The sequence below is a fragment of the Paenibacillus fonticola DSM 21315 genome (assembly GCF_000381905.1).
Taxonomy (GTDB): Bacteria; Bacillota; Bacilli; order Paenibacillales; family Paenibacillaceae; genus Fontibacillus; species Fontibacillus fonticola.
Genome location: NZ_KB907246.1, coordinates 48,564 through 60,817 on the forward strand (window position 1 = coordinate 48,564; position 12,254 = coordinate 60,817).

Consider the following 12,254-nt stretch of genomic DNA (forward strand, 5'->3'; position numbering starts at 1 on the left):
CTCAACAAGCCCTCTCTAGGGCATTAATGTAGAAGTATTATGACAAAGGAAAGGTTGATATGCGTGGAAGTTAACAACAGGAACAGTACCCCTCCAAACTTTATCAAAAATATTATTACCGAGGATTTGCAAAACGGTAAAGTGAAAGAGATCGTCACGCGCTTTCCGCCGGAGCCTAACGGTTACTTGCATATCGGGCATGCCAAGGCGATCTGGATTAACTTCACGATCGCCGATGAATTCGGCGGCCGCACGCATCTGCGCTTTGACGATACGAACCCCGTCAAGGAGGACGTAGAGTACGTCAACTCGATCAAGGAAGACGTGAAATGGCTTGGCTTCGATTGGGAAGAGCTGCATTTTGCTTCGGATTATTTCGAAGAGATGTATGAGCGGGCGATCGTACTGATCAAGAAAGGCAAAGCCTATGTCGACGACCAAAGCCCGGAGGAGATTCGCGCGACCCGCGGAACGCTGACCGAGCCGGGGCAAAACAGCCCCTACCGCGACCGTTCCGTGGAGGAGAACCTCGATCTATTCGCCCGGATGCGTGCGGGAGAATTCAAGGACGGCGAGAAGGTGCTGCGCGCCAAAATCGACATGGCCTCCCCGAACATCAATCTGCGGGATCCAGTCATTTACCGTATTCTCCATGCTTCTCATCACAACACGGGAGACAAGTGGTGCATCTATCCGATGTATACCTACGCGCATCCGCTGGAGGACGCGGTCGAGGGTATCACCCACTCGCTCTGCACGACGGAGTTTGAAGATCAACGCCCGTTCTACGACTGGGTCATCGAAGAGACGGAAATGCCAAGCGTTCCGCGCCAGTATGAATTTGGACGCTTGAATCTGACCCAGACGGTAACGAGCAAGCGCAAGCTGAAGCTGCTGGTCGACGAAGGCATCGTAGACGGCTGGGACGACCCGAGAATGCCGACGATATCCGGTCTGCGCCGTCGCGGCGTAACGCCGGAAGCGATCAAGGCTTTCGTGTTCGAAGCGGGCATATCCAAGGCGTACGGGGAAATCGATCTGAAGATGCTCGATCATTTCATCCGCGAGGATTTGAAGCTAAAGGCGCCTAGGACGATGGCCGTCCTTGATCCGCTTAAAGTCGTGATCACGAACTATCCTGAGGGACAAAGCGAGCTGCTGGAGGCCGAGAACAACATTGAGAATATGGAGATGGGAAATCGTCAAATTCCTTTCTCGCGTGAAATTTATATTGAACGTGAAGACTTTATGGAGAACCCGCCGAGTAAATATTTCCGGTTGTTCCCGGGGAACGAAGTTCGGCTAAAGCACGCTTACTTTATTAAATGCCATGACGTAATCAAAGATTCGGAAGGCAACGTGCTCGAAATTCATTGTACTTATGACCCGGAAACGAAGAGCGGCAGCGGCTTCACCGGCCGGAAGGTAAAGGGCACTATCCATTGGGTGGACGCCTCACAAGCTGTCCCTGCTGAGTTCAGGCTGTATGAACCGCTCATTCGCGAGCAAGGGCCGGAAGATCCTGCCGAACTTGAGAGTGAGATTGAAGAGGAGGGGAAAGAAGGAGTAGAAGAGAAGACCTTTATGGATTTTCTGAATCCCGATTCCTTGAAAATCGTCCATGGTTTTGTGGAGCCTGGAATGAAGGACGTTCAACCGCAGGATAAATTCCAATTTTTCCGCCACGGCTATTTTAACGTGGACTCCAAATATTCCAAACCTGGACATCCGGTATTTAATCTGATTGTCTCCTTGAAGAGTTCTTTCCAGCTGCCGGATAAGAAGTAACCCGGACCCAGGATTTGTAAAAAATAACCACCCGCATAAGAGACCCGCTTTAAGCCTCGCTCAAAGCGGGTCTTTGCGTTAAGCAGCAGTATATATGTGCGTTGGATTTACGATGAATTAGCGGAATCTGTGTCCGTTAGCTCATCAGAAACAACAATAAGGAGGGAATAGCTAATAGCGAGACCTCTTAAATGGATTTACTGAACTTGCAAATTTTTTCAAAAATTGTTTTTAAAAGCTGCCATTTTAGGAAATAGTATAACGTAACAAGATATAATTTAAATTAGATTTCCCGATAGGAGGATTTAACGTGAAAACATTAGATACGATTGCTCTTACACTGCTTATTATTGGCGGCATTAACTGGTTGCTGGTTGGATTGTTCCAGTATGACCTGGTAGCCTCGATCTTTGGCGGTCAAACGAGTTCAGGGGCCCGGATTATTTATGCGATCGTGGGAATTTGCGCTCTGTACTGCATTAAATTTTTCGGTGGCACGGCCGTGGATAATAATAGGGCGACTCGTTAATACGAGTAATGCCTACCCGGAACCTATTCACTTCTTGGCAAAACTTGAACCATGTCTGCACAAAAGAAAGCTGCCCCAGATTCATCAAAGGATGATCTCTGCCAGGGCAGCTTCTTTCTTTTGAAAAATTGCTAAGCCAATTTCTGAGCTGATACTGAGCCAATGCTAAGCCAATGCTGAATCAATTCAATACTACACTAATCAATGCTAAACCAGTCAAAGCCAAGCCATACTTAGCCCATAGACAATCGGAGATGTCAGATAAGTTGTCTCTAACGCATCTATCCAAAGGTAACGCAATTAATTCAAACTATACAACGCAACTAATCCAAAACTATACAGTAACGTAACTAACCTAAAATACGGTGACGTATTTGATCCAAAAACTAAACGCTGGAACGCTCAATAAGCTTAAAACCGAGCTCTTGGATGGTCGTGCTGTCAGTTTGCTCGCTAATATGCCTGTAGATGATGCGGAAGGCCTCCGCACCGATTTCGTTTAGCCGGTTATCGATTGTGGTAATGCCGAGAAGTTTGGAAATCGGCTGGTTATCGAGGCCGATCAAGGCAAGATCGTCTGGAATCTGTACGCCTTGTTTTTGCGCGGCAATCGTTAACCCGGCGGCAACCTGATCTCCGGTGACGAGGAGTGCGGTCGGCGGATCATCCATGGATATGATCTTATTCAGTAGCACAGCGCCATCCTCAAGGTGAAGACAGTTGTCGAAGATCCAGGCTTCGCGGCCCTCGCCTCCAAGGGAAGCCAGCGTTTCCAGGTAAGCCTTATGGCGGGTGGCGCTGCTGGCGCTATTTCTGCGGTTCACTGTGTAGCCGATGCGGCGATGCCCCTTACTCCACAAATAGATGAGTGCTTTTTGGAAGGAGGCGTAATGATCGAAATATACGCAGGACAAGGGGCGTCCGCGCACTTCCTCGCAAAGCGTAATGGGGCCATATGCGGCATACTTCTCGATCTGATTCAAGGAAAGCGAACGCGAGATGATGATAAGCCCATCAACAATCTTATCCCTCAGCATATGCAGTGCCTTCCGTTCCTCATGTGTACGATAGCCCGTCTGGCATAACATTAACTGGTAGTTCACCTGAAGCGCCTGCTGCCCGATCCCTTCCACGACTTTGCCAAAGTAGGCATTATTGATCTGGGGAAGAATAACGCCTATCGTTTGCGTCGCTCCTTTCACAAGATGGACGGCATTCATGTTCCTTGTGTACTGCAGGCGCTCAATCGCTTTGTATACGGCCTGGCGTTTGTCTTCCCGTACATACGGATGCCCGTTCAGCACCCGGGATACCGTGCTTACCGACACACCGGCAGCTTCGGCCAGCTGTTTAATATTTGGCATGGCGGGCAGCTCTCCTTCTTGCAAAAAATTTGATCTGAAATGCATTTCATAGTTTAAAATGAAAATGTACTGGGAAACAACACTTCTGCTTTGGCGTGACCAGATGGGCGTAACGAAGCAAGAAGGTTGTTTTCTTTTTTCTATTTGTAAAAAAATCCGGCACCTATAGGCGTACCGGAGGACATGCGAATAATTAAGGCTCTTCAGAGCGGGGCAGGGGGGAATACCCAACCTTATAAATACGGTACCACATTGCAGCAAAGCCTGCTGCCCCAAATAACGTTAGAGTAACGCCGAACCGGTACATGATGACCGCTCCAAAGCTCTGAAACAGCCATCCCCCAAGAAAGCCGGCCAAGAGGAAGGCGAGACCGCTCAGCGCAAAGGTATATACGGCTTGCCCTGATGAGCGGAAAGGCCGGGGCAGCAGCAGTGCAGTGAGCCGGGTGCCTACATAAAAAAATCCGCCGAAGGTTACGGAATGCAGCACTTGGATCATAATGATCTGGAGTGGCGTAAAGGCTTCGGACATCAGCTGCCAGCGCAAGGCGAACAGAAAGCTGACAATCGTAATGCAAGCCAGTAAATAAGTCATTTTTCGTTTAAGAAAACGATGCAGCAGCGTGAACGCTCCAGCCTCAAATATCGTGGAAAGGAACACCGCTCCTCCAACTTGCAGCCGGGAGCTGCCAAGATCATTCATGAATAAAGGGAAAAAAATACTGTTAATGGCATTAGGAATTGAGACCATCAAACCAAACACGATAAAAGCGATAAAATACTTGCTGTGTAGGACCCGGGCCAATTCCGAGGACTTCATCCAAGGCGTATCCGTCGTTTTCCGGATGGAGGGAAGGACCAATGTAGTGCCGATCGCCAGCATTAAGGTCAAGCTGAACAGAAGGGAAATGCCGTTATGACCGGCTTGATCAATGACCAGCCCAGAAGCCAATGCGATGAAAGCCCAGCCTAAAGAACCCCAAATCCGATAAGTGCTGAATTTCAAGCCGGTTCCCTCAATATAGCCGAGAATAAGACTGTTGCTTTGTGACAACAGAGGACTTTGAAAAAAATACAGCAATACCATCGTAACATAGAGCGCTGTGTAGGTATTCACTTTAAAAACCATGTGACCTGCGACCAGCAGGCCTGTCAGCATAATGAGCAGAATAAAGCGAACATTGTGAGTTCGATCACTTAAGTGCCTCCAGAACGGGTGGGCCAACAAAGAAACTAGGGGAGCGATAGCCATCAGGCTGCCGATCTCAAACTTGTCCATGCCTACGTCCAGCAAATATAATTGGAAGAAGGCTGCGAAGATAACCATAGTTCCATATATGAAAAAATTAAGCAGCCCTAAGGGCAGTAAAGTATTTGACGGATTTTCAGCATTTTTCCGCAAATGCGCCATTCCTTTCTGTCCGATCAATCACTAAAATAATTAATGGTTACGTTCTCAATGTAACACAGGGATGAAAAAGGATACAAACCATCTTTTTCCGTTTTTGCAGAAATTAATACTAATTACAGCCTTTCTTTAACACAAGGAGACATTGATATGGAGTGGACAGCGATAATTTTGGCTGGAGGACAATCAAGCAGGATGGGAACGAACAAAGCGGTTCTTCCATTGGCAGGTTCGCCTGTCATAGAGCGGATAGTGGCTGAGATGAAGAAGGTTACGGGGCATATTGTTTTGTCCGGCGGTCAATCAACGGCCTATGCTTATTTGGGCCTTCCTGTGCTGCAGGACATTTATCCGGGGCGCGGGCCGCTGGCCGGATTGCATGCTGGGCTGAAGGCATCGTCTACAGACTGGAATCTTGTGGTCAGCTGTGACATGCCCTTTGTGAACGCCCCTTTAATGCAATATTTGGCGTGCCAGGCATTTAGCGCAGAGCAATCTCGAATAGAGCAATCCCATATGCAGCAGTCACGGTTCGAGCAACGCTTTTGGGATCAAAAAGGAAAGGAAAAGGAAGTAGAAGTAATAGTAGAAGCAGAAGTAAAAGGAGAAGACGACTTGAAAGAAGAAGGGAGAGGGAAACAAAAACGGATTGAAGCGATTATTCCCCGCGTGAACTGCCGGGAGCATCCGTTGTTAGCGATGTACCGGCGCAGTGTGCTGCCCGGATTGGAGCAGGCCCTGGAACAGGGGAGCTTGAGAGTGAACGGCTGGAGCTCTGAACTTGCGGTAAAATATATTTCAGGAGAAGAGTTAAGCAGCGCTTCGGGTCTTCCTGCTGAGGTGGCTGCCTTCAATATGAATCGGCCGGAGGATTATGAAGCCGCCAAACTTTATTATGAACATTATTTATTATGAACATTTTAAATAAATAAAGTTGAAAAAGAGGTGAACGAGCGGCTCTCCGCCCGTAATTGTTATTTTGCGCAGCCCCATCGAAGCGAGGGAGGCGATCGTCTCCTTTCATGGAAGTGGCGCAAATTTTATAGTTACCTTAGAGGAGTCGATTTGCAGGCTCACAGAGTTAACCAAAATGTAAAAAATATCACATAAAGCGCTTTCATTTCTGTTGTATAATGAAATTGAACGATACATGACCCCCTTAATCATGTGTCGGTATATGCCACTTGGATGATTTCCGAGCCATTTAAGGAAGTCATCTTTTTTTCTAACAAGTCAGACATAATTTTTAACATACAGATCTATACTTGTCTTATATTTCTCGCAGGGAGATGATCAATATGACCATGTTGTTCAAGGAACCTGTTACAACACCGCCGGAGCAAGCCGCCTGGCTGGGACGCCGGGGCTGGGTATATGAGTTGCTGATGGATTTTCTGAGCCGTCCTCCGCGTATGTCATTAATTGCACACTGGCGCAGACGGGCCGAGACGAGCCATTCGATTCCAAACAGCAGAGGCGGCAGACGTTTGAGAAGCTACTTGGAGGCTATACCCGGGGAGCAGTTCCGCAGCGTTTGCCAGCAGGAGGCGGAGGAATATAGACGTCTTTTTATGGATCATAAGGTACCGCTGATTCCGTGCGAAGGAGCGTTTCGGGCGAAGCGGGATGGCGCTGATGCTTATGCTTGTACTGCTCATATCCGGGCGATGTATGCGGAGAGCGGGGTAGTGTTCAATAAATTGTATGGGGAAAGTGACGACCACATCGCAATGGAGTTGGAGTTCATGGCTGTGCTGTCGGAAGTCATGCAGAGCAGGTTGGACTTGCGCCATAGCTGTCTGGAGCTTACCGACACGCAAATACGTTTTCTGGAGACTCATTTGCTTCAATGGGCGCCTCGTTTTGCAGAGGAACTGATCAGGGCGACAACGAGTCCATTATATACCGGTCTTGCTGAATTGCTCCGGGAATTTCTGATCTACGACCTGGAACAGCTTCGCAGATGGAGGGCTAGTTTAAGCTGATTCAAAAATTAATAAAGACAGTCCGCACCGCAGGCAACTCGTGCAGACTGTCTTCGTATTATTAGGCTAGCCAGAATGTTCTGGCTAGCCTTTTTTCGTTGTTATGAGGCGTTCTGAGATGCTGCCGATTCACTTGGGATATCTTGAATAATATCGTTCAACTTATGCATATTAGCCGTTTTCCAATTGCTGGATGGTTCATTTACGAATCCGTAGGTTACGGTAGCCGGCAGTGTGCCTGTTTCTACGAAACGGCCGTTGCCATAATGGCAGGCTTCGGTGCCGTGATAGCTAGACCGGAGAATAACAAAGACAAAGATAACAGGAATAGGGGCAAAGTCAGCAGTTTTTCAATGGTACAAATTTGTTCGTCTATCGAGTTTAATATTTTGGGATACGTTATAATAGAGAGGGGCTATACGGGGCAAAAAGGCCTTATATACGGTTTTATAGGGCTCTCGGACATAATGATTAGGAAGAAAGTTATCAATCATGTAAAATAGAGTCACTACAGTATCGCAGCATAACGTGAAAAGGAGTACAACCATGAGACGTGGATTGCAAATTATTTTAATCGCCGCCATACTTATAGCGTTTTATTATTTTGGTTTCGGCGTCTTTGGGAAATTTGGGGGTACCCTTGTGAGTATTTTCCAGACCTTGACGGTCATTACAATTGGCTTCGCCATATTTATGGAAAATCGCAATCCATCGAGTACTGTTGCCTGGATTTTAGTGCTTGCGCTGCTCCCGGTTATCGGTTTAGTTTTTTACTTCTTATTTGGCCAAAACTACTTCAAACGTCGTAATTTCGATAAAAAAGCGGAGGAAGACCGCAGAAGCTACGAACGAATTGATAATAAAGCGAATATGCTCCCTCGCGATTTGTCGCAATTTACGCCTGAAGAGCAGCGTTTGCTGCAATTGTCCCAGCGCCTGGCCCGCACACCCTTTTCCATGGCGACGAGGACGAAGGTGCTGACGAATGGGGAAGAGACTTTTTCTTCAATACTTCGGGAATTGAAAAAGGCTGAACATCACATACATATGGAGTATTATATTTACCGTGCTGATGATATCGGGCGGGAAATCCAGAGGACGCTGATCGAGAAGGCGAAAGCCGGGGTAGAAGTCCGCTTTATGTTTGATGCTGTCGGCAGCATTGGCCTGCCCAAGTCTTTTATCCGCGAGCTGGAAGAAGCGGGCGTAAAGGTCGGTATTTACGGAAAGGTGCGTTTTTTGGCGTTGTCCAGCCGGGTCAATTATCGGAATCACCGGAAAATTGTCGTCATTGACGGAACGACCGGCTTCATCGGCGGGCTGAATGTTGGGGACGAGTATTTGAGCCGCAGCACCACCTATGGTTTTTGGCGTGACACCCACATGCTGGTAAGAGGGGAAGCGGTACGGTCTTTGCAAATTATTTTTTTGCAGGACTGGAAATACGTCACCGGGGAAACGATCATGGATTTGGAATATTTGTCGCCTGAGTTGGAGGAAGGCTGCAGCGGAGCGGTGCAAATCGTGCCTAGCGGTCCAGACAACGAAAGTCGGACACTTAAAAACATTTTTTTCTCAATGATGTCCTCGGCCAAGAAGTCCATTTGGCTTGCCACGCCGTATTTTATACCGGATGATGATATTTTTACGGCGCTGAAAGTGGCTGGATTGTCGGGACTCGACGTGCGGATTCTATTTCCGGCGAAGCCGGATAAATGGCTGCCGTTTCTGGCCTCGCATTCATATTTTCCAGAATTGCTGGAGGCCGGGGTCAAAATATTTGAGTATGAGAAGGGCTTTCTTCACTCCAAGCTGCTTATTGTGGACGGCGAAGTGGCCACTGTAGGCACAGCGAATATGGATATGCGCAGTTTTCATTTGAATTTTGAGGTAAACGCCTTGCTTGTGCAGAACGACAGTGTGGCCAAAATCGTCAAAGATTTTGAACGTGATTTGTTGTTTACGAAGCAGATTGATCCGAAGTCGTTCATGGACAAGAGGCTGTTTGTACGATTGATGGAATCCGCTGCCCGGCTGTTCTCGCCGTTGCTTTAGCGGCATGAGTGTTCATTCTAATTTAATCAAGAGCAATATAAGGAGGGGCAATATGGGAAATACGTCCGGACGCAAAAGTGAGCATATCCGCATATGTCTGGAGGAGCAGGTGGGCGCGGAAGGCATTTTAACCGGGTTTCAAAAATACATTTTCCGCCATAATGCGCTGCCTGAGCTGAATTTTGATGAAATTAGTCTGAAAACGACTTTTCTGGGCGCATCCGTGCGGACGCCATTCTTGGTCAGCTCCATGACCGGCGGAAGCGAGCTGGCCGGAGTGATTAATGACCGGCTCGCAGAGGTAGCGGAGCATCGCGGCTGGGCGCTCGGCGTAGGCTCTGTCCGGGCCGCGGTGGAGCGCGAGGAATTGGCCGCTACATTTGCGGTGCGCAGTAAAGCGCCGACGATTCCCATTATCGCCAATTTGGGCGCAGTGCAGCTGAATTACGGCTTCGGGGCAGAGGAATGCATGCGTGCTGTAGACATTGCCGGAGCGGACATGCTTGTGCTGCATTTGAACGGACTGCAGGAAATATTTCAGCCGGAAGGCAATACCGCTTTTCGTGGATTGCTCGTTCGCATCGAGGAACTGTGCCGAAAGCTGTCCATACCGGTCGGCGTAAAAGAGGTCGGCTGGGGGATCGACGGCATCACCGCGAAGCGCCTCCGGGAAGCGGGCACAGCCTTCATCGATGTGGCCGGTGCAGGCGGGACGTCCTGGAGCCAGGTCGAGAAGTTCCGCAGCGCCGACCCGGTACGGCGCATCGCAGCGGAAGCATTCGCGGATTGGGGCATCCCGACCGCCGAATGCATCCGCGAAGTGCGGGCGGCGGTGCCGGACGCCGCCCTTATCGGCAGCGGAGGCCTGAACACCGGTGTGGACGCCGCCAAGGCGCTGGCGCTTGGGGCGGATTTGGCCGGGTTCGGCCGTGCGCTGCTGGAACCGGCGGTGCACTCTGCAGAGGCGCTCGACTCGCTGCTGGAGCGTGTCGAGCTGGAGCTGCGCACCGCCATGTTCGGGATCGGCGCGGGAAGCATCCCGGCGCTGAGAGGCACGACGCGGCTGGTGCGTCGGGAATAATGCTGGTGCGCCGAGGATAATGAATGATGCGTGGGGAATAAGCTGGTGTACCGGGAACAAAGAAACCTAATAAACCCTATAAATCCGTTTAATTTATGGACGGAAGGTTATATTGCATCTGCTGATATTCCCCTTTATATTGAAAGAAGAAGCCAACTTTCCGGGACGGCAGCGAAATCGGACCTGGCACAGCAAATGGACATTTACAACCACTTCATCATCAGGCCTGCTCATGAGCAGTGCTGATGATTTATCGAGGGGGAATATGATGAAACCATCCATTTGGAAATGGAGCACACGCACGGTCTTAGCGATTGGAAGCGGAGCCGCTCTTTATGGGATAACGAGCTGGATCGGAATTCCGATCGGGATGGAGGACACGCAACTGCGGCCGGCGGTAGCGCTGCTGGCGATTTTCGGAGCTCTATTCGGGCCGGTCGTGGGCTTTCTCGCTGGCTTTATCGGCCATGTGATCAATGACTTGATTACGAACGGCACGGTCTGGTGGGGATGGGCGCTGGGTTCGGGCATTGCCGCTGGTTTTATGGGACTTATTTATTTGGCAAAAGGCTTCAATCCGCAGGGCGGTGAAATCAGAAAGATTCATATTTTACAGTTCACCATATATGGAATTATCGGGATATTTGCAGCGCTGGCCTTCTCGTATTTATTTGACATATATATTGTGGGAGAGCCTGGCGATATAGTGGTCGTCCAAGCGGCACTCGCAGGATGCGGCAATATAGCTGTCTTTTTCATTCTTGGCATTCCAGCCGTATGGGCTTATGCGAAACGCACCCGGAATGATGTCAGCTTATATGTTGACAGATAGCAGTTGTCCTTGAAATATGGACGGCGTATATGTACTATGATTGAAGAAGACAAGAAGCTGAGTAATTACTATAATGAGGAGTTGTCATTAATATGGCTTTAAAAGCAGGGATCGTGGGTCTGCCGAACGTTGGTAAATCCACACTGTTTAATGCAATAACACAAGCGGGTGCGGAATCCGCCAACTATCCGTTCTGTACGATTGATCCAAACGTCGGGGTGGTTGAGGTTCCGGACGAGCGTCTCGATAAATTAACAGAGCTGGTTGTTCCGAACCGTACGGTGCCGACTGCTTTTGAATTCGTCGATATCGCAGGTCTCGTGCGCGGTGCTAGCAAAGGGGAGGGACTCGGCAACAAGTTTCTGGCCCATATCCGCGAAGTCGATGCGATCGTGCATGTCGTTCGCTGCTTTGAGGACGAGAACATTACTCACGTAGACGGAAAAATCAATCCGATCAGCGACATCCAGACGATTAATCTGGAGCTCATTCTGGCCGACCTGGACAGTGTGGAGAAGCGGATCGAGCGTTCCCGCAAAAACATGAAGAGCGGCAACAAGCAGTACGCGCAGGAAGTTGAAGTGCTGGAGCGTGTGAAAGAAGCGCTGTACAACGACATGCCGGCACGCAGTGTGGAGCTGTCCGATGATGAGAAGCTGATCGTTCGCGATCTGCATCTGCTGACGCTAAAACCGGTGCTGTATGCGGCGAACGTAAGCGAGGATGGCGTGGCTGATGCAGACAGCAACCCGTTCGTGCAGCAGGTGAAGGAGTTCGCTGCGGCGGAAAATGCCGAAGTGGTACCGATCAGCGCCAAAGTAGAAGCGGAAATCGCCGAGCTGGAAGGCGATGACAAAGCGATGTTCCTGGAGGAGCTGGGCCTGGAGGCGTCGGGGCTGGATCGCTTGATCAACGCGGCTTATCGCCTGCTTGGTCTTTACACTTATTTTACGGCCGGGGTACAGGAAGTTCGGGCCTGGACAATCCGCAAAGGAACGAAAGCTCCGGGTGCGGCTGGAGTTATTCACACGGACTTCGAGCGAGGATTCATTCGCGCCGAGGTCGTATCCTACGACGACCTGCTGGCGGCGGGTTCCATGAACGTAGTCAAGGAACGCGGCCAACTGCGTCTTGAAGGTAAGGAGTACGTTGTTCAGGACGGAGACATTATGCATTTCCGGTTCAATGTGTAGGTACGAGGTAATCGAATAT

General features: G+C 49.5%; 10 protein-coding genes. 8 read left to right on the plus strand and 2 right to left on the minus strand.

Features of this window, described 5'->3' with window-relative positions; translation table 11 throughout:
* The first annotated feature begins 39 nt into the window (after positions 1-39).
* Both G358_RS0101995 and G358_RS0102000 read left to right on the plus strand, forming a co-directional pair.
* On the plus strand, positions 40-1,788 hold the full coding sequence (locus tag G358_RS0101995; RefSeq protein ID WP_051107629.1) for a glutamine--tRNA ligase/YqeY domain fusion protein: 1,749 nt from the start codon (positions 40-42) through the stop codon (positions 1,786-1,788).
* Positions 1,789-2,098: 310 nt separating this feature from the next.
* The gene (locus tag G358_RS0102000) at positions 2,099-2,317 is read left to right on the plus strand and encodes a DUF378 domain-containing protein (protein ID WP_019635529.1); all 219 of its coding nucleotides are present in this window, start codon (positions 2,099-2,101) and stop codon (positions 2,315-2,317) included.
* Between the two features lie 386 nt (positions 2,318-2,703).
* Here the strand turns inward: G358_RS0102000 and G358_RS0102005 are convergent, their stop codons facing one another.
* Positions 2,704-3,681 (minus strand): LacI family DNA-binding transcriptional regulator, encoded by a 978-nt coding sequence (locus G358_RS0102005; protein ID WP_019635530.1) that lies wholly within the window; start codon positions 3,679-3,681, stop codon positions 2,704-2,706.
* A 193-nt stretch (positions 3,682-3,874) separates the two neighbouring features.
* Positions 3,875-5,092, minus strand: a complete 1,218-nt coding sequence (locus tag G358_RS0102010) for an MFS transporter (RefSeq protein WP_051107636.1) — start codon at positions 5,090-5,092, stop codon at positions 3,875-3,877.
* A gap of 147 nt (positions 5,093-5,239) precedes the next feature.
* Here G358_RS0102010 and mobA point away from each other — a divergent pair, with 147 nt between their 5' ends.
* The 6 genes from mobA (at position 5,240) to ychF (ending at position 12,235) form a co-directional block, all read left to right on the plus strand.
* Positions 5,240-6,004 (plus strand): molybdenum cofactor guanylyltransferase, encoded by a 765-nt coding sequence (gene mobA, locus G358_RS31525; protein ID WP_019635532.1) that lies wholly within the window; start codon positions 5,240-5,242, stop codon positions 6,002-6,004.
* A 383-nt stretch (positions 6,005-6,387) separates the two neighbouring features.
* Complete coding sequence (locus G358_RS0102020) at positions 6,388-7,074, plus strand: TorD/DmsD family molecular chaperone (RefSeq protein WP_019635533.1); 687 nt, start codon at positions 6,388-6,390, stop codon at positions 7,072-7,074.
* Positions 7,075-7,620: 546 nt separating this feature from the next.
* Positions 7,621-9,129 carry a cardiolipin synthase gene (gene cls / locus G358_RS0102030; protein WP_019635535.1) on the plus strand — a complete coding sequence of 503 codons (1,509 nt, stop codon included), beginning with the start codon at positions 7,621-7,623 and terminating at the stop codon, positions 9,127-9,129.
* A gap of 52 nt (positions 9,130-9,181) precedes the next feature.
* The gene (gene fni / locus G358_RS0102035; RefSeq protein ID WP_019635536.1) at positions 9,182-10,210 is read left to right on the plus strand and encodes a type 2 isopentenyl-diphosphate Delta-isomerase; all 1,029 of its coding nucleotides are present in this window, start codon (positions 9,182-9,184) and stop codon (positions 10,208-10,210) included.
* Between the two features lie 265 nt (positions 10,211-10,475).
* The gene (locus G358_RS29330) at positions 10,476-11,042 is read left to right on the plus strand and encodes an ECF-type riboflavin transporter substrate-binding protein (protein WP_240479921.1); all 567 of its coding nucleotides are present in this window, start codon (positions 10,476-10,478) and stop codon (positions 11,040-11,042) included.
* 92 nt (positions 11,043-11,134) lie between these two features.
* Positions 11,135-12,235 carry a redox-regulated ATPase YchF gene (gene ychF, locus G358_RS0102050; RefSeq protein ID WP_019635539.1) on the plus strand — a complete coding sequence of 367 codons (1,101 nt, stop codon included), beginning with the start codon at positions 11,135-11,137 and terminating at the stop codon, positions 12,233-12,235.
* Positions 12,236-12,254: the final 19 nt, after the last annotated feature.